The organism is Runella zeae DSM 19591, assembly GCF_000423565.1.
Classification (GTDB): domain Bacteria; phylum Bacteroidota; class Bacteroidia; order Cytophagales; family Spirosomataceae; genus Runella; species Runella zeae.
This window is the reverse complement of record NZ_AUIF01000036.1, coordinates 59,261-82,150: the sequence shown is the minus strand read 5'-3', so window position 1 is coordinate 82,150 and position 22,890 is coordinate 59,261. Positions and strand designations below refer to the sequence as shown.

The following is a 22,890-nucleotide window of genomic DNA, read 5'->3' as shown; positions in this document are numbered from 1 at the left end:
TTATTGTCATGTCGTTGTTTTACTTCGCATTGCTATTTAAAACCAGCCCTTTTATGATGCCATTGTCTTCCCACACACAAAAAGCCTGTTGTTCATTGAGTATAGCCACTCTCGGAAATCTACCAGTACCTAAACTTATCGGTTCCTTTTGCCCAGATTGGCTCAACCAAATTTGACCTTGATTTTGCCATGCGATAAACGTGTTTTGGCTGCTGGTCGCAATGGAAGCATTTCGACCTTGGGCGAGGAGTTGTTCGGGTTCACCCAGCTTTGCAGTGAATAGTTGATTTTCTCGCCGCCATATCGAGGTTAATACCCCCTTTTCGTTCAGGCTGATACCTCCACCATCCATTGGACAGGCGTTCAATTTCCATGTTCCATTGCCCATTTTTTCGGCAGGCTGAAAAGTGTTTCCGCCATCTTTTGAAGTCGTTACGTACATATCCCGTGAACCACCAATCCAGTTTCTGAACATCACAACCACCTGTTTGTCTTTCATAATAATGGAGGGCTGACAACACTCACAGACGGTCGAATCGGGTGAATGATAGATAAGTTTATTCTTGCCCCACGTTTGACCACCATCCGTAGAAATTGCACCAAAAATTTTATTCTTTTTGTCGTCCCGCAAGTCAAGCCAAATCACAAAAAAAGTGCCTTGCCCATCGCTTCCCAATGCATTGAAACCCTCTTTGGCAATTTCTGGTACATCGTTGATAATAATACTGTTTTGCCACTTGCCCGTTTTACGATTAAGCACACTGGCATACAGATCGCCCTTCCTATCTATGGCAGTAATCACAGTGGAAAGACGAGAAGAGGCAATTTGTGGCCCTCTTGTTACGCCCAAATGCAAACCTTGCAAACTGTCAACCAAAACAGGCGAAGTAAAAGCCTGACCTTTATCTTTTGAATAAGCATAATAAAATGCATTTCCCTTACCGAACACCATTTCGATGGATTCGTTTTCACCCACGTAAATGGCAGGCTGAATACCTTTGGTAGGGAATAAGGCTTGTTGCCCACGGGCGGCCGCAGTGACAATGACAAGTATTAGAATTATTCTGCTAAGCATCGTATTGAATGGTTAATGAAAGCATTAAATCAAATGTGTGTAAAAAGGCTATTTCACTTCAAAATTGAGCATCATGCCGTCGTCTTCGTGTTCGAGGTTATGGCAATGAAAAACGAATTTTCCAACTCGTTCGAATTTGACAATGATGCGCACCTTTTCACCGGGCATTGCCAAAACGGTGTCTTTCAGGCCTTTTTCGTGCGGTAAAATGTTGCCGCGACCACCCGTGCGGCTGATTACCTGAAAGAAAGTGCCGTGTAAGTGCATGGGGTGAGGTTCATCGCCTTTGGTGTTGTCAAATTCCCAAATTTCGGTGCTGTTCACATTAATGGATTCATCAATACGTTCGCTGCTGAATATTTTACCATTGATGGTGTGCATTCCTTTCATAGCCATTGAGCCCCCATGTCCACCGGCCCCGTCCGCAGCAATACCTATATCGAAGGTTCTGGTTTTGGCAGCGGCTGAAGTTAAAAGTTGGGTAACGGTATTGAGGGTGACAGGCATTTGAAATGCATCCGTTTCGGCTTTGTTTACCGTAAACTTCAGGATTTTGAAAGTCTGATTTCCCTGTGAATTGACACCTGAAAAGGAATTACTTTGCAGAAAAACTTCGCTGTTTATTGCTGTTTTGCTGAAATCCACTAACAAATCAGCCCGTTCGCCCGGAGAGAGCAATAAGCTCGTAACGGATTCCGGCGCAGGAAGTAAACCGCCGTCTGACCCAATGACAGTGAAAGCATTTCCGCTGCTCAATGCTAAATTGTACATTCGCCCGTTTGAGCCGTTTATAATTCTGAGCCGGTACATGCGCGTTGCCACATTTTGAAAGGGGGCATTCACTCCATTCACGGTAACGGTTTCCCCCATATAACCGATCATCACTTCTTCTAAAGTCGGTTCGTACAGCGTTGTTCCGTCAGCACTCAGGCGTTTGTCCTGAATTATCAAGGGCAGTTCGTAATTTCCCGAAGGAAGATTTAAGGCTTTTTCCTCCGGGCTTTCAACAATAAACATGCCTGCTAAACCCATGAATACCTGTTTACCCGTTTTTTCGTGCGGATGGGGGTGATACCAAGCCGTGTTTGCTGCCTGATCTATTTTGAAAGTATAGCTGAACGACTGACCGGGCATAACCATTTGGTCAGGATGTCCGTCCATCGCAGCAGGGACGAGCAGGCCATGCCAGTGGATATTGGTTTCTTCTGAAAGGCCATTTGTAAATGGAATCGTAACCGTACTGCCACGCTGTACCCGAAAAACAGGGCCTAAAATACCGTTTTTATAACCTAATACCTGACCGGGCTTTCCGGCCAAAATTGCGGCATTTTGACTGCGGGCATTCAGTGCTGTTCCCGAAGTAATGGTTTCGGGGATAGATAAAGTCGTAGTAAATGCCCCTTCAACAACCGTAGGGGCTGTTGCCATATCCATTGTCGCCATGTCGTGATTCATACAACCAGACAACAAACTCTCGCCAACCAGCACTCCTGCCGTTCCAAATCCAAGTGTTTTTAAAAAATCGTTCCGTTTCATGTTTTTGTTTTTTTGGTTGTTATATCTCGTCCAATGGCTTTCTTTTCTTCTCCCGAATTTTTCTAAATTGACTCGGGGTCATCCCCGTAATAGATTTGAATTGTGCGGATAAGTGAGCGACACTGCTGTAATTGAGTAAATCGGCAATTTGTGATAGGTTTAGCTCATCATAGACGATTAATTCTTTTACCCGCTCTAACTTCTGGTTTATTAAATACTGTTCAATTGTAATCCCCTCGACTTCCGGAAAAAGTGTACTGAGGTATCGGTAATCTCGGCTTACTTTTTCGGTGATATAGTCAGAATGTTTCATCCGACGAAGTCCGTCATTTTGGAGGTGAACCAACTCAACAATAGCTGTTTTGACTCGTTCGATCAGCTGTTGTTTTTTGTCGCTCAACAACTCAAAGTCATGCGTTTGTAATCGCTCCGAAATTTGGTCAAGCTGCATTTCAGTAGCAGGTTTTTCGAGGACAACTTCACCCAATTCGATTGTTATTACTTGGTGTCCAAGTGCTTCGAGTTCTTGACGAACCACAGTTTTACAGCGACTGCACACCATGTTTTTGATGTACAGTTTCATAAGTTTTCTAAGAAACGTAGGTAGGAAAACATAATAAATTAGGTAATCATGGTGAAAAAAGGAAACACCAAAAAGCAACCCATAAGGTCGCCATCAGCCCACAAGGGGCTTTTTACCTAATCAAATCAGGAAGGATTGTACAAAAATGAGCATACTGCGCCCATGAAGTGGTGGCGCAGGGCTGTAAAAATGCGGTAAGCGAAACGATACGGTCTGGTTAATCCAAGCCGTTGAAGAGGAATAAATAGGATTGAAAATAGATACTAAATCAAGGTGCTGGCTTATAAAATGTACCGAACTGCCATCTGCGGAAGGGGTTTGAATTTTGTAGTAAGAAACTTTGTCTGAACAGCACTTGCTACGTTTAAAACTGTCTCCACACCCAGATTTTTTGTGACTGGCTTTGTGGATTGCTTTCTGACATTTTTCTTCGTGAACAAAAGAAACCGTCTTTGTTCCCTTCATCAAACACCAATGCTCATACATAGCAAACCCTGTGCTGGCAAACAACACTTGGATGGCTAAGTAAAGGCAAAAGGTACGCTTGATGATTTGCTTCATTACATTACGGTTTGATAGTGACAAATGTACGAAGATGCAAGTGAATAGATGATTACATTTTTTTCGATACTTTTTACATAATTTTCAGATTAAGCGATGGAAACGCCAACTTCTGGGGTGATTGATAAGTTATTCATTACCTAAACGGAAACCCTAATACCTTGAAAATTTCGGTAGAATCAGGATATTTTTCGGGTTCAAAAACCCCTAATTCCTCTGGAATTTTGCCCTTCTGATAGTAAAATGTTCCAAAAACAATGTCCCAAATTGCAAGAACTGCACCGAAATTCTTGGCCTCCTCTACCTTCGCACTGTGATGAAAACGGTGTAATTCAGTACCAATGAAAACGTAATTGAGCCAACCTGCCTTAATTTCCACATTAAAGTGTGAAATCAATCCTTGCAGACTGATGATGGTATTGATGAGCAAAAGCGTTTTGGCATCTACCCCAAGCCCTACAAAGACCAATTGACTAATCAGCATGACCACAATCGCATTGATTGGGTGTGATACGGGGTGCATGAGCAAATACACTTTATCTGGCAAATGATGAATGGAATGTACTTTCCATAAAAACAACCCAAACTTTCCCTTGGCTTCGTGACTGATGCGATGAAACCAGTACTGCAAAAATTCATAGATAAGCAAGGCAATCACTGCCGCAAGAACCAGTGGTAAACTGGTCAAAATACCTTCAAAGTGTGCATTTTTGATGGCAATGAGTCCAATAAAGTATTTGAACAAATAGCCAGTTAACCCAATGGTAATGAAGTATTTGACATCTCGAAGAAAAGATTGCCACGTCATTTTCCATTCAGGATTGATAGGAATAATAAATTCAAGACCAAAAAGGAGAACAAATCGCCCGATTGCCATGTAGGTGTAAGTAAGGGAGACATCCCAATCCAACAATATAGCAAATGTGCAAACCCCTAACCCTAATACGAGTAGAAAAGGGTAAAGTCCGTAGGTGACAAGTTTTTTCATAGTCAAGTTATGATACATTATGTTCGATAAAATACAAAGTGTATTTTTGAGCAAAAGTAAAGTGACGCTGCTAATCGTGCAATCTACAAAAACTGCGAATTGTCAGATACGGAACAAATTAGCTTAAAAGTTCAGAATCAATGATTGACCGCCGAGTACAGAAAACCCGAAAAATATTATCGCAAGCATTGGTTTCCTTAATTTTGGAAAAGGGCTACGATGCCATTACGATTCAAGATATTATAGACCGAGCCAATGTAGGACGTTCTACATTTTATGCTCATTTTGAAAACAAAGACCAATTGCTATTGGTAGGCAATGAGAATTTTAGACATATTTTAAAAAGTAAGGTCGAGGATGGCGAATTGACGATTGATTTTGAGTTTTTCTTTCAACACGTAGCCGAAAATTACGATTTAGCATTAGCATTTTTTGGTAAGAAAGGAGGCCATGTGCTGATTGATTTTTTCAGAGACCTCATTGCCGACCTTGTGATGAAACATTATAAAATCCAGCTGCAAGTTTCCGAAAAAATACAACTCAAAATGCTCAACTATCAAGCAGATGCCATAGCCACAAGCATTATTCGATTGCTTACGCTTTGGGTAGAAGACCAAATGCCATTTTCGGCCAAAGAAATGGCAGGCGTTAGTAATAAAATGATAAAGCAGTTGGAGGCAGAGGTTTTTAATATTAAAGTAGTCTCACAAACTCATTAAAAATTGAATATTTATTACCTATGATAACCTTTACTTATCGTAACTAATAATTTCATTAACATAATCAACTCTACTTACATGGAGTATTTTTTTGTTAGAACATTTGTCAATCATTTTATCAAGGAGCAGGCACTCTTTTTACTATATTTGTATAAATAAAAAAACGCCGCCACATGAAGAAAACAGAAAAATATAGCAGCTTTCAGGAAATGAAGGAAAGCTCAACTTCAATCAGTCCGGCTAATGCCGCCGTAGTGATGGAGCGTCATGATAAGTTTGCAGATTTCATTGGCTCTTTCAAACTGGTAAGTTCAAATAGCCGTACAACAAAAAAGAAAAAAGTTGACGTTAAAAGATAATATGGATATTAAGAGTATTAGCTATGTTTTTTCCATATTAAATAAGCACAATGTTCAATCAATGGTTGTCGGAGGTACGGCTGTGGCGTTTTATGGTTATATTAGGCTATCAACAAATCAGTCCGGTCAGGTTGTCAATAAACCAGACATAGATATTTGGTATAACCCTACCTACGAGAACTATTACAAAATTCTTAATGCGATAGAAGAACTGGGCAAAGATGTAACACAATACAGAGAAGAAGAAATGCCCAATCCAAAGAAATCCTTCTTCAAGTTTGACTTTGACAATTACACTCTTGATCTTCTTCCAAGAATAAATGCCTCCCTCAAATTCAGTGCATCATTTGCTCGTAGAGCAATTTTTGAAGATAATGGCCTTCAAATTTCCGTTATAAGTCTCGAAGATCTAATTGAAGATAAGAAGGTTACGGGTAGGCCAAAGGATTTGGATGATATTGAACGTTTAAAATAGCTAGAAACATTACCGTTTAGACAAAATTACCCGTCTTCCGCTCATAAACACTTGATAACTACCTCGTTTCAATATGACCTTGTTTAGCATAAAACCAGATATAGCCATAACAAACCACGGGAAGAATAAAGGCCATTTTAATTCCAAAATAATCGGAGATAAGACCCATCAGAGGTGGCACAATAGCCCCACCTACAATACTCATAATAATCAAAGAAGAGCCTGTTTTGGTATATGCACCGAGGTTTTTGATACTTAATGTAAACAAAATAGGGTACATTACCGAGGTAAATAAACCGACGGTAGCTAAGGAAAAAAGAGCTACATAATTAGCAGTAAACATAGAGATAGCCACCAACGCCATAGCTCCAACGGCGCAAATAGTGAGTATTTTGGAAGGGTTGTTTTTTTGTAAAAAGTAAGCACCTGCCAATCGCCCTACAAGCACCAAAGCCATAAAAAGAGTAATAAACAATGCGGCCTTTTGTTCGGTTAATTCATTAATATTGAATGACTTGGCATAGCGTATCAAAAAACTAACAATGCCTACTTCGGCCCCTAAATAACAAAACACGCCCAGCGCACCTAAAACCGTATGTCGGAATTTGAAAATCGAAGAAAGGCGAATGTTTTCTTCTCCTGCTTCCTCAATAGAAGGCAAGCGAATAAAAAACAGAGCGCTACCAAGTACTACAAAAAGGACTCCTAAACTCAAGTAAGGAATTTTGACAAGTTGGGCTTCTGAATCGAGATATATGGCAAGTTGGGTGTTGTCAAACGAGGCAATTGTGTCTTGAGAGATGTCGGTAGCATGGAGTAAAAATTGTGCCCCAATAAAAGGCCCCAAGGTAGCTCCCATAGATCCCACCGCCGCTGCCAAACTTAATCTACTAGAGGCTTTGTCGGGATCGCCCAAAACCGATATATAGGGTGTAGCTGTCACTTCTAAGAAAGTAAAACCTGCCGCCATGGTAAAAAGTGCCCCTAAGAAAAGGGGATAAAAACGGCTTTCGGCAGCGGGAAAAAACAAAAAAGCACCTGCCGCCGCCAAGAGTAATCCTACAATCATACCTGCTCGGTAGCCAAATCGACGAATAAACTGACCCACCGGCAGTGCCAACAAAAAATAACCACCAAAAAAAGCCGACTGCACCAAAGATGATTGAAAATCAGTCAGTTGGCAGGCTCTCTTGAGGTGAGGAATGAGAATATCGTTGATATTGCGACTCAAATTCCAGATAAACATGAGGCTCATTACCACCAAAAGAGGAACTAAATATCGATTTTGAGCTTTCATTTTGACGACTCATTTAGGATGAAAATCGGCTTCATTTCGGCCCAATGCTCGTGTGGTTTGGCTTCGGCTAGCTTTTGTTGGAATCCACCCATAAATTCTGCCCATTCAGGCTGACGTGCTTTGCGACTGATAGCCTCAAAAGCTTGCTCCACACTGAGGCCTTCTTCGGTCTCCACAATCATAAAAAGGCGCGTACCAATCCGATAAATTTGCATATCTATGATACCTCCTTCGCGAATGCCTTGGGGAATTTCGGGCCAGATATTTTCTGGACGATGAAAATGCTCATACTGTTCAATGACTTGAGCATCGTCTTTTAAATCTAAGGCCAAACAAGTTCTGTGTGTTTTCATGATTTTATTTTTTATAACCCAACTCTGCACCACCGCTTACAGGCATCAAACAGCCCGTGACAAAACGCGCTGCTTCTGACACCAAAAATACCGCAACATCGGCAATCACGTCGCCTTCAGGACAGTAACCCAAGGCGTGAATATTATCTAAATATTGCTCAATAGCTTCAGGATTAGGCTGTTCGGTAGCCCATTGACGGAGCATCGGTGTCCATACACCCGCCGGACAAATCGCGTTGACGCGGATTCCAAAGGGCGCATAATCTAAGGCCATAGCTTTGGTGAGTGCGCTCATAGCGCCTTTGGTAGCGACATAGGCCGCGTGGTTTTCCTGCCCTATCGTACCCACCATACTGCTCGTATTGAGGATATTCCCCTTGGTCTTTTTAAGGGCCTCTATTCCATATTTAGTAGTCCAATAGACGCTTTTGAGATTGATGTCAAAAATGGTATCCCATTCATATTCAGTAGTTTGGTCGAGAGGTCTTGAAGGCGAAGCACTTCCCGCGTTGTTATGAATCACGTCAATCTGCCCAAATTGAGCCAATGCACTCTGTATCGCTGATTTGATGTCTTTGGGGTTTCCAACATCTCCTACCATGCCCAAATGTGGGCGGCCTATTTTACCAATCAACCCCTGGAGCAACTCCTCGTTTTTGTCCATTACAAATACCCTCGCCCCTGCTTTAGCATACGCCAAGGCACAGGCTTCGCCGATTCCAGACGCCCCTCCCGTTAGAAAAACCACTTTGTTGTTTAATGTACTCATAATAAATAACTTATGACGTTAAATCGCAACTACTTCCTGCTTCTTGCGGCACTTGATAATATCCATCTATGATCCGTGCAGGATGAATAAAATAAGGACGCAAATGAGGAATATATTCTAAAAATAAGTTTTCATGTCCCATACCGATATGGTTGAACAATACCAGATGTTGGTGAATTTGTCCCATATCTCCTACGTGCGGAACCACCGGAATCCCCCGTTTTTTGGCTAATAAACTTATGGTTAAAAATTCAGAAACACCACCTACTCTCACGGCATCTACTTGGCAAAAATCCATCGCTTGAGCTTGTAGAAAATTCTTGAAAATCACTTTGTTAGGGATATGTTCACCCGTGGCTACTTTGTAAGGAGCGATCGCTTTGGCAATGGCAAGATGCCCAAATACATCATCGGGATGGGTGGGTTCTTCTATCCAATAGGGATTGATATCGCTCAGTTTTTGACAAATAGCCAAGGCCTCGGGTACATTCCATTTTTGATTGGCATCGAGCATAATAGTAGCAGCATCTCCGGCGGTTTGGCGTATCAAGGCAGCCCGTCTAAAATCTCGCTCAGGATCGTGCGAACCTACTTTGAGCTTTAGTGCCGTAAAACCCTTCTCTAAAGCTTTTTGGGTGTTTTCGACGATTTTATCATCCGAAAAATTAAACCATCCTACCGAAGTATCATATCCTTTATAACCACTCTCCAAAATATGACTTCTCTGATGGCGACTAGCTTGATGACTTACTAGGATATCGATGGCTTCGTGACGTGTGAGTTCTTCTTCTAAATAGCTCAAATCGAGGGTATTGACAAGCGCTTCGGGCGACAAATCAAGCAACAATTTCCACAGAGGTACTTGGCGCGATTTGGCCCAAAGGTCAAAACAAGCATTGACAATCGCCGATAAAGCAAGGTGTACGACTCCTTTGTGCGGCCCCAGCCACCGAAGCGAAGGCGAATCGGCCATTTGGCGATAAATAACTCCAAAGTTGGCCATCAGAGCTTCTATTTCTTGGCCCTGCAAACCTTCCGAAAGATACTGAATAGCTTTACAAACAAGGTCATTGCCAGCACCCAGCGTAAAGGCCAAGCCGATTCCTTCGGTGTGGGTGTTGGTTTTGAGAATGCATACAGCATAAGAATACTGAGGGTTGGTGTGGGTAGCATCCGAACCCGCTCCTTCGGCCAAATCGAAGCGTTTGTCTGATACTTCAATAGAATGAATATACATTTTAAGAAGGTTTAGAGAATAGGAATAGAATTATGAGATAATATAGTACACAAAAACTCGTTTGTGGAAAAACTTAAAAATATAATACATTGACAATTAGTTAATTATATTTTTTTTGATTTACAATTAGAGAATGTTTAATTATAAAAAATGATATAAAATTTTACTTGAGAAAAGTAAAGCATTACTATTGTGCAAATAGAAAGCATATTTATACCAAAAACCAATGTAGGATTGATATTTGTCTGTACTATATTAGCATTGACTTTGTTTTTTGGAGATGAAACCTACTTACGCACTTTTATCTGACTTTTCGACCACGACAACACCCTTTTTGGTTAAAGAAATCGTACGGACTTCTTTTTCTCCCGATTTTCATTTTCATGACGAATGCCAATTGGTATATATCGTATCGGGCTCAGGTACGCGTATCATTGGTGGGTCTATCGAGCATTTCGAACCTGGGGATTTGACTTTTGTTGGCTCCAATGTGCCTCATGTTTGGTACAGTGAACCCAATCCCGAGGATAAGGAAGCTCCCGCGATTTCGTTGGCCCTTTATATCAATCCAAGCAAGTTGACTACGCAGCTAAAAGGCTTGATAGATACCCAATCCATAGAAGATTTTTTTGTAGAATCTGAAAGAGGAATGAGTATAGTTGGCAGTAAAAAACAGCTCATTTACAGGTGTTTGAAGCTGATGTTAAAGCAAAAAAGCGTAGGCTTATTGATTTATTTATTTCAAATTTTAGAAATGTTGATGGAGCCTTCAGAAAGGACTTGGCTCAACTCAACAAATATAATATCAAGTGTACGGGATCATCATCAGCACCGCGTTTCGCGCCTGATGCAGTACATTCAAAAGCATTTTAGAGAAGAAATCAGTCTAGAACAAGCAGCAGAAGTAGCAGGTATGCAGCGGCACTCATTTTGCAGGTTTTTTAAGCAGATTACCAAGCATACTTTTTCCGATTTTTTGAATCGTGTGAGGGTGGCTTTTGCAGCTCAGTTGTTACAACATTCCGAGCTGCCGATTACACAAATTGTCTTTGAAAGTGGCTTCAATAATATTTCTTATTTTAACCGTACTTTCAAAAAGATTTATGGCCAAACCCCCAAGGAATTGAGGGCGAAGATATTGGGTAAATAAAAAAGCCGTGGAAATTTCCCCACGGCTTTTTATTTAGTTTTTATGAGCCACCTGCTCGGGCCAAGGTACGGGGCTACCGTCTTTGGCATAGGTAGGCATGAGCGCATTCCAACCTTTTAGTTTTTGACTCAATTCGGAGGCTAACTCTTTGACTTTCTGAGGAAATTGTGAAGCTTGATTGTTGACTTCGCCAATATCTTCTCGAATGTTGTAGAGAGAGAGTTCCTGTTTTTTCATATCATAAAGAAGCTTCCAGTCACCTTTACGTATGGCACTTGCGTAGTTGATACCCGCGCCCGTGCCTCCCCATTTGTTGGGATAATGCCACACCAAAGAGCGATTTTGGTCTTTGAGTGCAGGGTTTTTGAGCAAAGGAACAAAACTTTTGCCATCTACTTTCTGAATGGTTTTGGGGGAAATTACGCCTGCCATTTCCAAAATACTAGGGAAGAAATCCTCCACAATCACATATTGATTTTGCTCAGTGGAAGGCTTAACTACCGACGGCCATTTGACAAGCATAGGTACCCTTACTCCGCCTTCATGTACCGACCCTTTCCCGATTTTGAGCGGTAAGTTTTGGGTATGAGCCCCACCACCACGGAGGTTTTCTTGGCTAAGGCCACCGTTGTCGGACATAAAAACGATGATAGTGTTATCGGCTTGTCCTACCTTTTTGAGATAATCCATCACATCCCCTAGGCTTTTGTCCATTCCTTCTACCAGACTTGCGTATTTGGCCTCGGTCGAATCCAGCCCCATTTTCTGATATTTCTCAATAAAACGAGCATCTCCTTGGATAGGCGTATGCACCGCATAATGCGACAAATGAAGAAAGAAGGGCTGTTTGGTTTCGATAGGATAGGCAATCGCCTTGATAGCTTCGCGGGTGATAGCTTCCGACAAAAACACCTCAGAGCCATAGTATTCTTCCAAATCTGGCACGGCATGGTAAGTCGCTTTGCCCAACACATTTCCATAGTTTTGCTGTCCATAGTAATTTTGGGGATGTCCTGCTGCGTGGCCAGCGATATTGACAATAAACCCAAGGTTTTTAGGACTCGAGCCCGGCATACCCATAGGTCCCCAGTGCGCTTTTCCGGTATGAATCGTGAAGTAGCCCGCTTCTTTTAGGAGTTGGGGCAAAGGAGTCGCGTGTACAGTATGGGCAAAACCGGCTTGTGGACTCAGGCCGTTGATATTCCAATCTACTGGTTTAAAAGTACTGTCTTTGGCGTCGGTAGAGATGTTTTGTTGGATATTGGTCCAGTTGGTCACTTTATGATGAGCGGCGTTGATACCCGTCAGCAGACTAATACGCGTAGGAGTACAAACGGGCGTAGCGTAAGCATTCGTAAACTTGACACCTTCGTTGGCGAGGCGCTGCATATTGGGCGTGCGGTAGCGTTCGTTGAGAGGTGTTTTCTTTTCCCAAAAAGGCACAGAAGTATCTTGCCAGCCCATATCATCGACCATAAAAAGAATGATATTAGGTCGTTTGGCGTTTTTTTGTGCCTGTACACCACCCAAAAATCCGTAGAAAATGAAAGGGACAATCGCCAATAACTTGACAGTGGGTTTAATAGCCATCGTTTTGTTTGAGTTTTGAATTAGCATCTATTTCAGACTGAGGAAGTGGATAAAGCACATGAAACGCTTTGGCACTTTTGCCGCGTTCTATGGCGCTTGATACAAATTTTCCCATACGGATTAAGTCTTCGCGGCGTTTGCCTTCTGTAAAAAGCTCCCACGCACGCTCATTGAGCAAATGCTCTCTTAGGGATTCTTTGGTAGTAAAGTTACTTAACAAAATATCAGGAACTCCCGCTCTTTTTCTGACTTGATTGATTAGATTAATGGATTCTTGAGTAGGGCCGCTTATTTCGTTGAGGGCTTCTGCTCTGCTGAGGAGAATATCCGCATAACGAATCACTGGGATGTCATTGCCATTATTTTCCGAAACGGCATTGGGGTCTGGTACATACTTAAAGCTTCGGGCATTGTCGAGGGGTTTACCTGCGGCATCTTCTACCAGTTTGAAATTCACCCCTTTGGTGTCGGTATATTGGGTAATAATCATTTTTAAGCGACGGTCATTGGGATGAAATGATTTCACAAACTTAGTATAAGTTCTAAACTGAGCGCCATAATTAATCCAATTGGTTTGAATCGGATAGTTGGGAGGAAATGCATGAGGCATATAATTGTTGGAATAACCCGCCTGAGCCACGCAAGGATACACAAAAATAAATTCGTTGTTGGCTTCATTATCAACCGTAAAAAGGGTTTCGATAGAGCCAAACAAACTGTATTTTCCAAGGCTAATGATTTGCTGAGCTGTTTCTGCGCTTTTTTGCCATTGTTTGGTATTCAAATAAAACTTACACAAAACTGCCAATGCTGTGCCTTTATCGGCTTTGCCGCGCGCGTTTTGCTGCACATGTAGATTTTGGGCAGCTTCAGTAAGCTCGGTTGTGACAAAAGTATTGAATTCGGCATCGGTAGGGCGGGAAATTTGGAATTCGGTTGTATTGGTGGAAAGAATAAGCGGAACCGCTCCAAAATAGCGATGTAAGTGAGTATAAGCCTCTGCTCTGATAAAACGCGCTTCTGACTTATATTGAATCAATCGAGCTGGAGCGATAGAAGTGATTTTGTCGATATTGTCCAACAAAACATTGGCATTTCTAATGGCTCGGTACATACGTGCCCAGATATTGAGAAAAAATGGTGAAGAAGCATCCCATTGAAAGTTAATAAAAGGAAGGGCATCTTTTTCAAATTGTCCGCCACTTTCGAGGGTAATATCCGTGGGAAATTCCGAAAGCGTAAATTGGTCTTCGCGCATACCGCTCTGAACTTGAAGCTGACTGTAAGCCCCAATGAGCACTTTTTGAATTCCGTCTTCGTTGTTCAAAAACTCCTCGGGGGCGTATTGAGTATAGACTTCTTCTTCCAAAAATTCGGTACAACCCGACAGTACCAGTAAAAATGAAGCTAAAAATATAGATTTGAAATATGTGAGTTTCATTGTCGTATCTGTTTAAGATTAAAAGCCTATGTTTGCACCCAGACGAATGGTTCTGTTGAGAGGATAGCTGTTATAACTTGCTCTTTCTATGCCCGTTCCAGAGGCATTGGCATCGGGGTCAAAACCCTGAAAAGAAGTCAGAGTCCACAAATTATCCGCACCTACATACACCGAAACAGAGCGGAAAGGCTTCTTTTTGGAAAGCGTAAAATCATAGGCAAGCGTGACGTTTTTGAGGCGTACAAAAGAAGCATCTGTCACGGTAAGACTATTGACGGCCAATGCTCCACCATACGAACTTGGATTGATACCAGAAGGATATTTGGCATTAGGATTGGATGGGGTCCAGCGGTCAAGATAGTGAGCAGCAATACGATTGCGTTCAAAATTGACAGGATACAGCGATTCTACGATATTGTTGTCGAGCGATTTGATACCGCTTACTGCGGTCAACAACACATTCAAATTGAATCCTTTGTAGGAAAAATTGTTGTTTAATCCCGCCATTAAATTGGGAAAAGGACTCCCCAAAATAGTTCGGTCATTAGGGTCGATTTTGCCATCTTTATTCAAATCTACAAAACGAGGGTGGCCAGGTTTGGCGTTGGGCTGTGCCGAATTGGCGATTTGGTCAGTGGTTTGAAAAATACCATCTACTTCATATCCATAGTAAGCGCGCATAGGTGCTCCCACTTTTACGATGGCATAGTTGGCCGTATATCCCACACTTCCCGTGATTACTTGAGGAATAAAATCAGGAAGCTCCGTAACTTCATTTTTGAGGGTAGATAAAGTAAGGTTACTATTCCACTTAAATTTGTTTACGAGGTTGTAAGTCTGAAGGGTAAAATCGAAACCTTTGTTGAGAACTTCACCAAAATTGACCCTAATACTGCCAAAACCCGAAGTAGTAGGAAGGGGTTTGTTAAAAAGTTGGTCACGGGTCTTTTTGCGGTAATATTCTACCGAACCGCTGACACGGCCATTTAGCAAGCTAAAATCCACGCCTAAGTCAAACTCTTCGGTGGTTTCCCAGCGCAAATCTGGATTGGGAATGCGGGCTGGCTCTACACCCTGTACTAGTCCATCCCCAAATACGGCTCTACCGCCTGCAATAAAGGTTTGTAGGGTTTCGAAATTGCTAATGGCCTGATTGCCGCTTTGCCCATAACTTGCCCTTAATTTCAAATCACTAAACAAATCCAAAGATTTCATGAAAGGCTCTTCTGACAATCGCCATCCCAAGGCAAAGGAAGGAAAAATGGCGTATTTCTGCTGTTGAGAAAAACGCGACGTACCGTCGGTTCTGACGGAGGCAGTCAAAAGGTATTTTTCTTTGAAAGTATAGTTTAAACGTCCTAAATAAGAATTCAATTTATTGACAAAACGTCCACTGCTCACGTTGTCGCCTCTATCAGCATCACCGCTTTGGAGAAGGTCTGTAAGGGTAGCATCTGACAAAAAACCCCGCGACGAGGCCCCCACGCTGAGTACATCAAATTTTTCGAGTGTAGCACCTAGCATGGCCGAAATTTGATGGTCTTGGGCTAAGGTTTTGTTATAAGAAGTAAAAAATTCGGCCAACCAATGTAGGTTTTCTCCCGATGAAATGCTTCCAATTCCGCCAGACGATAAGCCCCGTTGGGTCAAGCGACTGATGTAGCTGTCGTCGCGTGAGTTTTGAATGTCGCCCCCAAATCGCAAAGTCGCGGTCCAACCTTTAAGTAAAGTGTAATCGGCTGAGAGTACCCCAAAGGTACGGTTATCAAGTTGTTTTTGATTGACGCCATACACCAACGCAAGTGGATTTTCTAGTGCAATGAGGGGATTGATATTATACATCCCATTTTCGTTTTTTTCGGTCGAAATCGTCGGGTCAAATTGCAAAGCGGCGTTGATAGGCCCCGCGTTTTCATTGCCTGCATTGGTCGTCAGAATGGTTTTTGTGATAGCCCGATTGGTATTGAGATTAAGAGCGATTTTGAGGTTGTTGAGAGGGTTTATCTCATAATTAAGTCGGATATTGTATTTTTTTAGATTGGAGCCTATTACTACACCATTTTGATCTAAGTAGTTGATTCCGACATAATAACGTGAATTGTCAGAGCCACCCGCAAACGAAAGTTGGTGGTTTTGAGCCAAGGCGTTTTGAAAAATAGCATCTTGCCAGTCGGTACCAGCTCCTACGGCGTCGATTTGCGCCTGCGTAAATTTGGGGGCTGCCCCAGATTCGGCAGAAATATCATTGAGGACTTTCATGTATTGAGGCGCACTCAACAAATCTATTTTCTTTGCTACACTTTGTACTCCTACATAAGTGCTATAATTCATGGTGGGTTTGCCACTTTTTCCTTTTTTGGTTGTGATAAGTACCACACCATTGGCAGCCCTTGACCCATAAATAGCCGCAGCAGAAGCATCTTTTAGGATTTGGATAGATTCGATATCTTCGGGGCTAATAGAGGTAGTGGTCGCACCAGGCAAACCATCGATAACAATGAGGGCTTCGTTGCTGCTATTGATAGACCCCGCCCCTCTGATTCGGATACTCGTGCCTCCGCCCGGTGCTGAGCTACTTTGGCTGATTTGAACCCCGGCGGCGCGTCCATTCAAAAGTTGTAAGGCTGAATTGTTAACCCCTTGCGTAAAATCTTTGGCATTTACGGACGACACCGACCCCGTCAAATCACTTTTTTTCTGGGTGCCATAGCCTACCACTACTACTTCTTCCAATGCTTTGGTATCGACATTGAGATTGACATTGATTTGGCTTTGGTTCCCCACGGTTACTTCTTGAGGAAGATAGCCCACAAACGAAAAAACAAGGATGGCATTTTTGTCAGGGACTTCTATTTTGTATTTACCGTTTGGATCGGTAGTAGTACCTTTTTGCGTGCCTTTCAAGAGAATGCTTACGCCCGGTAGTCCTGCACCGCTTTCGTCGGTTACGGTGCCCGCAACACTAATTTCAATGGGGAGATTTTGGGGTAAAACTAGAGGTGCCTCGGGCAAAACGCTCTGGTTTTTAGAGGATTCCCTTTGAAGTATGATTTGCTGCCCTACGATTTCATATCTTAGTCCGTAGGGAGAAAGTAGTTTTTCGAGTACGTTTGAAAGTTTTTCGTTCGAAACATTCAAAGTGATTTTGCGCGATGCTTGAATCAAATTGGGACTGTAAGAAAACCGAACATCCGCATTTTTTTCAATTTCGGTCAGCACCACATTAATCTTCTGGTTGACGGCTTGTAGGGAGATTCGGCGGTCAAGCAGTTCCTGTGCTGCTACATCGATTGCAAAAGAAACATTTGCAAAAATGATAGCTATACAGAGATGTAAAAAAGACCATTGCATGATTTTAACTAGCCAATACTGGGTAGCGTTAGTTTTTTTCATAGTTTTGAAATGTTTTTGTTGAATTAATCATTTGGCAAAACTCCCCCCTGTCATCTGCTTTTGGCAGATGCTAATGATGTCAGTCAAGTAAAGGGGATTTTTGAAGTCGGTGATGGTGGTGCATTGCCGACTTCTTTTTTTAAGATTTGAAAATCAAGTACTTATTTAGATCATAAAAGGTTTGAGGGTTTAAGAAAGTTAGATTATAAATGACAACCTTTACCCGAAATGATGATTTGAGCATCCAAAATCTGATAACTCGCTTCGATACTTTTACAGATAATGTTGAGTTTTTCGTAAAGTGGTTCGTCGGTGAGATTGGCTGTAAACAAGCAATTAGCAAATGCTTCCTCATCAAATACGATATCAATACCGTAGGCTTCTTCTACTGCCTTAAAAACATCACTAGCCCGCGCCGATTCAAACTCAAAAGAATGAGAAATAGGAATAGGAGTATTGGAGCTGAGTAAGCTGGGATTTTCGACCAGAGATTTTACAAGTCTGAACTCATCCCGCGATAGCACGGCTTGCTGGTTTGGAAGTAGCACGATACCATCTAGCTCCCGCACGGTTATCTTTTGTTTGTCGGCTATTTTGTCGGCTACGGCTACGGCTACGCGTCCTGTGCGTACTTTTACTACCACATTTTTGTCTTCTGAAAAAGCCCTAACGTTGAAACTAGTCCCCAACACCTTGGTAACTAACTCATTTGCGTATACATAAAAAGGTTTTTGGGCGTTTTTGGCCACTTCAAAAAATGCTTCGCCGCTCAAGAAAACCTCTCTTTTGTCTCCGGCATCAAAATCTTCGGAATAGCTAATTTTACTTTGGGGAGAAAGCAAAACAGAACTTCCGTCGGCTAGGCTTACCACAAAAGGCTTAGACGTATGATTTGTTTTTTCGACCAGAGCGTTTTTGGACTGTTGACGATTTATTTCATAACTTAAGTAATGAGTGGGTTTTTGACTCCAAAATATCCACGTCATACCCAACAAAACCACCGCCGCCGCGGCTGCCCACCGTACCCAATGAGGGAATAGCTGCGCAGAAACGGTAGGTTTTGATTCTATTTCTTGTTGAATATTTTGAAAAACGGCATCTTCTGCCGCGTTCGTCGAAAAACCACTTTGGACTTGTTGTTGGAGGTTCAACAAAAGCTGACGAGCAATAGCCAACTCCTGTTTCTTTTCGGGATATTTTTGTTGGTATTCTTCCCAAAAAGAATCGGAGTCGGCATCTGGTTCATATACCCATTGACGAAAATGAGTATCTTCCATAAAATCGCTCGCAGAGTGGTGTGGATAGTTCATGCTGATTGATATACAATTCGTGCTCTTTTTTAGTAGAGAGCCGAAAAGCGCAGATTTCAACCTTCTAAAAGAGATTTATTTTTTAAAATTTTAAAAAATAAATTCTAAAATGATGATTATCAGCACAATGGCAAGTTTTCGAAGAATAAAAAGCGCTTTCTGAACAAGGTTACGAGCGGTTTGTTCTTTGATATTTAAAATACCCGCGATTTCTGCATACTCAAAATTGTGGAAGTAGCGTAGCAACAATGCTTCATATTGACGCGGCGGAAGTTGTTCGAGCCATTTGTTCAATTTTTCATTTTGAAGCGCATTTTCTTCTTCTGCTGCAAAAAGCGTTTCGGGTGAATCTTCCACAGGCAAAATTTGCTCGGGAAGCTCTTCCCATTCTTCTAAGGAAGATAAATCAGCCTTGAGCGCACGTAAAATGCGACGGCGTAGAGAGCTCATGAGGTAAAATTTTACCGATTGAGCTTGTCCTAGGGAGAGACGGGTGCGCCAAATATCAATAAATAAATCCTGAATGGCATCATTCACCATTTCTTCATTGGGATGAATGCGTTTGCCATAGCTTACCAAAATTTGAAAATAACGACGATAAAGCGCTTCAAAGGCAAGTTCGCTACCAAGTCTAGTAGCTTGCCAAAGGCGCTCGTCGGTTTCAAAGTTTGATTTCACTCTAAATGTTTTTTAGGGATATTTCAACAAATTTAGAGAAAATAATACTTTATGGAGATTTAATTTACATAATCTGCTTTTGATTCTTGTATAGACAAGTACTTGTCTATACAAGATGAATTTACTATTTTTGGGCATGACAAACCCAAAACCTCATTATAGTATCATTTCAGAATTTGTAAAAAAACAGATTCAAGAAGGGATTTATCCAACAGGAAGCCTTATTCCGTCCGAAAACGATTTGTGTATGCAATTTGATACAAGTCGTATGACCGTAAGGCAGGCCTTAAATGAGCTTGTAAAAGAGGGATTTATCGAGCGCAAACATGGCAAAGGAAGTTTTGTAAAGTCAGAACGACAATCATTGGGCTTGCTGTCTTTCAAGGGGTTTTCGGAAGTAGTAGGTAGTGCCGACCACGAAGTCAGAACTTTGGTGGTAGAGCCACCCGCTATTTTGCCTTGGCCACAGGGTGTATTTGAAAGTATTTCGAGGGCCGAAAGGGGAGAATATTTTACGCTCAAAAGACTACGATGTGCCAATGATGTCCCTGTGATGCTTGAGTACACTTATTTACCAATCGAAGGTTTTGAGTCTTTGCTGTCAAGTGAGTTGCTAGATGGTTCTTTGTTCAAAACTTTGAGTGTGAAGTATAATGTCGATATGCGAAATCTAGAGCAATGTTTACGGGCAATACAAGCCGAAACCATACAATCAAACTTACTAAAATGCCCCCTGGGGAGTCCTATTTTGGCCATTGAAAGAAAATATATTACGAATCAAGCAGGGCTGTTTGTGTATAGCAAATTGTATTGCTATACCGATCATTATTCCATTAGCAACGTTTTAAACTAAAATACAAAATGAACACGACTTTGATCAAGAGTATTGCCAAAATGATAGACCATTCATTACTTCATCCTACGCTGACAGATGATGAGCTAAGAGAAGGATGTGAATTGGCGCTCAAGTATGATGTAGCTTCCGTTTGCATCAAACCTTATGCCGTCAAAATGGCTACCGACATCCTAAAAGGCTCCGATGTATTGGTGGGGACAGTAGTGGGGTTTCCGCACGGTAGTAGCAGCCGGGAAATAAAAGTAGCCGAGACTGAGCAAGCGTGCATAGATGGCGCAGTCGAAATAGATATGGTTGTCAATATCGGGAAAGTTTTATCTAAAGATTGGGAGTATGTACGGGAGGAAATCGTAGCCGTAAAAGCGGCGTGCGTCAAACACGGGGCTATTTTAAAGGTGATTTTTGAGAATGATTTTTTGCCCGAAGATGAGTTTAAAACCCAACTCTGTAAAATCTGCACCGACGCCAAGGCGGAGTTTGTGAAGACCTCTACGGGTTATGGTTTTGTAAAGGGCTCTGACGGTAAGTATAGCTATGAAGGGGCTACGCTATCCGATTTACAACTCATGCTCGACCACGTAGGAGAAGGTGTTTTGGTGAAAGCGGCCGGGGGGATTCGTACGCTTGATGGACTACTGAAAGTAAAAGAAATGGGTGTGGAACGTTTGGGGGCGAGTGCCACGGCGGTGATTATGGAAGATGCTTATCGGCGCTTTGGCGTAGTGACAGCACCTTTGCCCGAGGTCAAAGAAAGCAAAGGCTACTAACATTAAGAATTTGAGTTATTCCAAATATTTGAGGATGTAACACCTAAATACCAAATAGAAGCTCAAAAATTGCTGGCCAAAAGGTTTATGTTTGACTTCTCCGAAGTCGTTTATTTTTTTTGAGAATTTGTTAACCGCAAACTTTGAGCCTCTCCGAGTTAGAATGCTGTTATGAAAAAATGGCTTCGAAGAAGCTTAGCTTTTGTAGAATGAAGTTTTCAGATTCCCACCAAGGACTGCGGAGAAGTCAAACATACGCATGATTCAAGAGAGAAGCGACTGATATTCGTAAAAGGATAGCTACAATGACTATTCCTTATTCGGAATGGCTCAAATTCTCAATCTTCAGAGAGTGATTGTTGAGTTGCTTTCAACGCCGCCAATTCTTCTCTTAAAATCTGACTTTCAATCACATAGCGCTGTATTTGTCCTTTGAGGTAGGCATTTTCTGAAAGTAAAGCCGAAATCATCTTTTCAGTTTCATCGTATGGAACAGCCTCTTCGGCTTGTTTGGCTTGGTTGGCATATCCTCGGCAAGTGCCTGAGCAATACTTAGCGGTGGAGCGACTGGCAAAAAAAATAGTACCACACCAAAGACACGTTTTCTCAAAAACTTTGGCATTGTATTTAAAATCAGCGCGGTCTAATTTAGGCATTGTGATAGATGTTTTTTTATGATAGCAATATTAAAGATTATTTTTAAAAAGTGCAAATTTTAAACGCAATAAAAACGTTATAACAACCAATTACTATTAACAACAAAAACCTTAAACGATTTGTAACAAATATCACTTCTCTCTATCTCAATATCACCGAACTTTGTTTCAATCGAGCATACCCTAAATTAGAGTTTAAAATATGCAAAAATACATTGATGCACTTGTAGGAGGTTACTCAGGTTATTTCAATTACCTCCTCAATGAAATTATCCATCCCTCTTGGCACAATTACTTTTATTGGCTTGTTGGGCTTTCACTTTTAGTATGGGGGCTCGAAATTGCTTTCCCTTGGCGCAAAAATCAAGCCACCCTTCGACACGATTTTTGGTTGGACGTGTTTTACATGTTCTTCAATTTTTTTCTGTTTTCTTTGGTGGCATACAATGCTCTCTCCAACGTAGCGGTACAAGCTTTTAATGATTTTCTTGGGCTTTTTGGTATAAAAAATCTGGTGGCTATCAACGTAGCAGCGCTCCCTAAATGGGCGCAATTGCTGACGCTCTTCGTGGTTCGGGATTTTGTGCAGTGGAATGTTCACCGTTTACTTCATCGAGTGCCGTGGATGTGGGAATTTCACAAGGTACACCACAGCGTAGAAGAAATGGGCTTTGCGGCTCATTTGCGATATCATTGGATGGAAAACGTAATCTATCGCACTATCGAATATATTCCCTTGGCCATGATTGGTTTTGGAATTGATGATTTTTTCATTGTCCATATTTTTACGCTTGCTATCGGCCACCTCAACCACGCCAATATCTATTTGCCATTAGGGCCACTCAAATACCTCCTCAATAGTCCTCAGATGCATCTTTGGCATCATGCCGAAGAAATTCCTAAAGGGAGTTATGGGATTAATTTTGGGATTACGCTCAGTATTTGGGATTATTTGTTTGGTCATGCGCACGTTCCCCAAGAGCGCAGTGATATAAAGCTTGGGTTTCCGGGGTTAGCCAAATTTCCCAAAACATTCTGGAAACAAATCACTTATCCTTGGTCAAAAAAATGAAAACTACCTTCAACACCCCTTGAGT

Annotated in this window: 22 protein-coding genes; 7 read left to right on the top strand and 15 right to left on the bottom strand. The window is 41.8% G+C overall.

Annotation, left to right across the window (positions count from 1 at the left end):
* Positions 1-19 precede the first annotated feature (19 nt).
* From G563_RS0110860 to G563_RS0110840, 5 genes are all read right to left on the bottom strand, one after another.
* Positions 20-1,075 (bottom strand): sialidase family protein, encoded by a 1,056-nt coding sequence (locus tag G563_RS0110860; RefSeq protein ID WP_028665342.1) that lies wholly within the window; start codon positions 1,073-1,075, stop codon positions 20-22.
* A 48-nt stretch (positions 1,076-1,123) separates the two neighbouring features.
* Positions 1,124-2,611, bottom strand: coding sequence for a multicopper oxidase family protein (locus G563_RS0110855; RefSeq protein ID WP_028665341.1), 1,488 nt, complete (start codon positions 2,609-2,611; stop codon positions 1,124-1,126).
* A gap of 19 nt (positions 2,612-2,630) precedes the next feature.
* On the bottom strand, positions 2,631-3,194 hold the full coding sequence (locus tag G563_RS0110850) for an AraC family transcriptional regulator (RefSeq protein WP_028665340.1): 564 nt from the start codon (positions 3,192-3,194) through the stop codon (positions 2,631-2,633).
* Positions 3,195-3,314: 120 nt separating this feature from the next.
* Positions 3,315-3,755 (bottom strand): HYC_CC_PP family protein, encoded by a 441-nt coding sequence (locus G563_RS0110845; protein WP_028665339.1) that lies wholly within the window; start codon positions 3,753-3,755, stop codon positions 3,315-3,317.
* 136 nt (positions 3,756-3,891) lie between these two features.
* Positions 3,892-4,743, bottom strand: a complete 852-nt coding sequence (locus G563_RS0110840; protein WP_028665338.1) for a sterol desaturase family protein — start codon at positions 4,741-4,743, stop codon at positions 3,892-3,894.
* Between the two features lie 140 nt (positions 4,744-4,883).
* Here G563_RS0110840 and G563_RS36905 point away from each other — a divergent pair, with 140 nt between their 5' ends.
* From G563_RS36905 to G563_RS0110825, 3 genes are all read left to right on the top strand, one after another.
* Positions 4,884-5,462, top strand: coding sequence for a TetR/AcrR family transcriptional regulator (locus G563_RS36905; protein ID WP_051210901.1), 579 nt, complete (start codon positions 4,884-4,886; stop codon positions 5,460-5,462).
* A gap of 173 nt (positions 5,463-5,635) precedes the next feature.
* Positions 5,636-5,821 (top strand): hypothetical protein, encoded by a 186-nt coding sequence (locus tag G563_RS0110830; RefSeq protein WP_028665337.1) that lies wholly within the window; start codon positions 5,636-5,638, stop codon positions 5,819-5,821.
* A complete protein-coding gene (locus tag G563_RS0110825) occupies positions 5,805-6,296 on the top strand; it encodes a hypothetical protein (RefSeq protein ID WP_229598482.1) in 492 nt (163 codons plus the stop codon). The genes G563_RS0110830 and G563_RS0110825 overlap by 17 nt, the downstream gene beginning before the upstream one ends.
* A gap of 58 nt (positions 6,297-6,354) precedes the next feature.
* Here G563_RS0110825 and fucP read toward each other — a convergent pair whose 3' ends face one another.
* Genes fucP through G563_RS0110805 form a run of 4 tightly spaced genes read right to left on the bottom strand, consistent with a single transcriptional unit; the run spans position 6,355 to position 9,952 of the window.
* Complete coding sequence (gene fucP / locus G563_RS34360; RefSeq protein ID WP_037326484.1) at positions 6,355-7,593, bottom strand: L-fucose:H+ symporter permease; 1,239 nt, start codon at positions 7,591-7,593, stop codon at positions 6,355-6,357.
* Positions 7,590-7,946 carry an L-rhamnose mutarotase gene (locus tag G563_RS0110815; protein WP_028665335.1) on the bottom strand — a complete coding sequence of 119 codons (357 nt, stop codon included), beginning with the start codon at positions 7,944-7,946 and terminating at the stop codon, positions 7,590-7,592. The genes fucP and G563_RS0110815 overlap by 4 nt, the downstream gene beginning before the upstream one ends.
* Before the next feature lie 4 nt (positions 7,947-7,950).
* Complete coding sequence (locus tag G563_RS0110810; RefSeq protein WP_028665334.1) at positions 7,951-8,715, bottom strand: SDR family NAD(P)-dependent oxidoreductase; 765 nt, start codon at positions 8,713-8,715, stop codon at positions 7,951-7,953.
* A 10-nt stretch (positions 8,716-8,725) separates the two neighbouring features.
* Positions 8,726-9,952, bottom strand: coding sequence for an enolase C-terminal domain-like protein (locus G563_RS0110805; RefSeq protein WP_028665333.1), 1,227 nt, complete (start codon positions 9,950-9,952; stop codon positions 8,726-8,728).
* Positions 9,953-10,232: 280 nt separating this feature from the next.
* Between G563_RS0110805 and G563_RS0110800 the strand changes: the two genes are divergently transcribed.
* A complete protein-coding gene (locus tag G563_RS0110800; RefSeq protein WP_028665332.1) occupies positions 10,233-11,102 on the top strand; it encodes a helix-turn-helix domain-containing protein in 870 nt (289 codons plus the stop codon).
* A gap of 33 nt (positions 11,103-11,135) precedes the next feature.
* Here the strand turns inward: G563_RS0110800 and G563_RS0110795 are convergent, their stop codons facing one another.
* The 5 genes from G563_RS0110795 to G563_RS0110775 all read right to left on the bottom strand — a co-directional run bounded on the left by G563_RS0110795 (position 11,136) and on the right by G563_RS0110775 (position 19,514).
* Positions 11,136-12,692 carry a sulfatase gene (locus G563_RS0110795; RefSeq protein WP_028665331.1) on the bottom strand — a complete coding sequence of 519 codons (1,557 nt, stop codon included), beginning with the start codon at positions 12,690-12,692 and terminating at the stop codon, positions 11,136-11,138.
* On the bottom strand, positions 12,682-14,133 hold the full coding sequence (locus tag G563_RS0110790; protein WP_028665330.1) for a RagB/SusD family nutrient uptake outer membrane protein: 1,452 nt from the start codon (positions 14,131-14,133) through the stop codon (positions 12,682-12,684). Before G563_RS0110790 ends, G563_RS0110795 begins: the two co-directional genes overlap by 11 nt.
* Positions 14,134-14,151: 18 nt before the next feature.
* Positions 14,152-17,526, bottom strand: a complete 3,375-nt coding sequence (locus tag G563_RS0110785; protein ID WP_051210900.1) for a TonB-dependent receptor — start codon at positions 17,524-17,526, stop codon at positions 14,152-14,154.
* Between the two features lie 203 nt (positions 17,527-17,729).
* Positions 17,730-18,836, bottom strand: a complete 1,107-nt coding sequence (locus G563_RS0110780) for a FecR family protein (protein WP_028665328.1) — start codon at positions 18,834-18,836, stop codon at positions 17,730-17,732.
* A 90-nt stretch (positions 18,837-18,926) separates the two neighbouring features.
* Positions 18,927-19,514 (bottom strand): RNA polymerase sigma factor, encoded by a 588-nt coding sequence (locus tag G563_RS0110775; protein ID WP_028665327.1) that lies wholly within the window; start codon positions 19,512-19,514, stop codon positions 18,927-18,929.
* Between the two features lie 136 nt (positions 19,515-19,650).
* On the opposite strand from G563_RS0110775, the gene G563_RS0110770 reads away from it, so the two are divergent.
* On the top strand, positions 19,651-20,367 hold the full coding sequence (locus G563_RS0110770; RefSeq protein ID WP_063828403.1) for a GntR family transcriptional regulator: 717 nt from the start codon (positions 19,651-19,653) through the stop codon (positions 20,365-20,367).
* A gap of 8 nt (positions 20,368-20,375) precedes the next feature.
* Positions 20,376-21,137, top strand: a complete 762-nt coding sequence (deoC, locus tag G563_RS0110765; protein WP_028665325.1) for a deoxyribose-phosphate aldolase — start codon at positions 20,376-20,378, stop codon at positions 21,135-21,137.
* Positions 21,138-21,475: 338 nt separating this feature from the next.
* On the opposite strand, the gene G563_RS0110760 is transcribed toward deoC, so the two are convergent.
* Positions 21,476-21,793 (bottom strand): hypothetical protein, encoded by a 318-nt coding sequence (locus tag G563_RS0110760; RefSeq protein WP_028665324.1) that lies wholly within the window; start codon positions 21,791-21,793, stop codon positions 21,476-21,478.
* A 202-nt stretch (positions 21,794-21,995) separates the two neighbouring features.
* Here G563_RS0110760 and G563_RS0110755 point away from each other — a divergent pair, with 202 nt between their 5' ends.
* Complete coding sequence (locus G563_RS0110755) at positions 21,996-22,865, top strand: sterol desaturase family protein (protein WP_028665323.1); 870 nt, start codon at positions 21,996-21,998, stop codon at positions 22,863-22,865.
* Positions 22,866-22,890: the final 25 nt, after the last annotated feature.

Excerpts from the sequence above, each read along its gene's own strand:
- G563_RS0110755 (WP_028665323.1), top strand. The coding sequence starts at position 21,996 with ATGCAAAAATACATTGATGCACTTGTAGGAGGTTACTCAGGTTATTTC.
- G563_RS0110845 (WP_028665339.1), bottom strand. The coding sequence starts at position 3,755 with ATGAAGCAAATCATCAAGCGTACCTTTTGCCTTTACTTAGCCATCCAA.
- G563_RS0110770 (WP_063828403.1), top strand. The coding sequence starts at position 19,651 with ATGACAAACCCAAAACCTCATTATAGTATCATTTCAGAATTTGTAAAA.
- G563_RS0110855 (WP_028665341.1), bottom strand. The coding sequence starts at position 2,611 with ATGAAACGGAACGATTTTTTAAAAACACTTGGATTTGGAACGGCAGGA.
- G563_RS0110850 (WP_028665340.1), bottom strand. The coding sequence starts at position 3,194 with ATGAAACTGTACATCAAAAACATGGTGTGCAGTCGCTGTAAAACTGTG.
- G563_RS0110860 (WP_028665342.1), bottom strand. The coding sequence starts at position 1,075 with ATGCTTAGCAGAATAATTCTAATACTTGTCATTGTCACTGCGGCCGCC.
- G563_RS0110815 (WP_028665335.1), bottom strand. The coding sequence starts at position 7,946 with ATGAAAACACACAGAACTTGTTTGGCCTTAGATTTAAAAGACGATGCT.
- G563_RS0110805 (WP_028665333.1), bottom strand. The coding sequence starts at position 9,952 with ATGTATATTCATTCTATTGAAGTATCAGACAAACGCTTCGATTTGGCC.
- G563_RS0110800 (WP_028665332.1), top strand. The coding sequence starts at position 10,233 with ATGAAACCTACTTACGCACTTTTATCTGACTTTTCGACCACGACAACA.
- G563_RS0110795 (WP_028665331.1), bottom strand. The coding sequence starts at position 12,692 with ATGGCTATTAAACCCACTGTCAAGTTATTGGCGATTGTCCCTTTCATT.
- G563_RS0110810 (WP_028665334.1), bottom strand. The coding sequence starts at position 8,715 with ATGAGTACATTAAACAACAAAGTGGTTTTTCTAACGGGAGGGGCGTCT.
- G563_RS36905 (WP_051210901.1), top strand. The coding sequence starts at position 4,884 with ATGATTGACCGCCGAGTACAGAAAACCCGAAAAATATTATCGCAAGCA.
- fucP (WP_037326484.1), bottom strand. The coding sequence starts at position 7,593 with ATGAAAGCTCAAAATCGATATTTAGTTCCTCTTTTGGTGGTAATGAGC.
- G563_RS0110840 (WP_028665338.1), bottom strand. The coding sequence starts at position 4,743 with ATGAAAAAACTTGTCACCTACGGACTTTACCCTTTTCTACTCGTATTA.
- G563_RS0110760 (WP_028665324.1), bottom strand. The coding sequence starts at position 21,793 with ATGCCTAAATTAGACCGCGCTGATTTTAAATACAATGCCAAAGTTTTT.
- G563_RS0110830 (WP_028665337.1), top strand. The coding sequence starts at position 5,636 with ATGAAGAAAACAGAAAAATATAGCAGCTTTCAGGAAATGAAGGAAAGC.
- G563_RS0110785 (WP_051210900.1), bottom strand. The coding sequence starts at position 17,526 with ATGAAAAAAACTAACGCTACCCAGTATTGGCTAGTTAAAATCATGCAA.
- deoC (WP_028665325.1), top strand. The coding sequence starts at position 20,376 with ATGAACACGACTTTGATCAAGAGTATTGCCAAAATGATAGACCATTCA.
- G563_RS0110780 (WP_028665328.1), bottom strand. The coding sequence starts at position 18,836 with ATGAACTATCCACACCACTCTGCGAGCGATTTTATGGAAGATACTCAT.
- G563_RS0110790 (WP_028665330.1), bottom strand. The coding sequence starts at position 14,133 with ATGAAACTCACATATTTCAAATCTATATTTTTAGCTTCATTTTTACTG.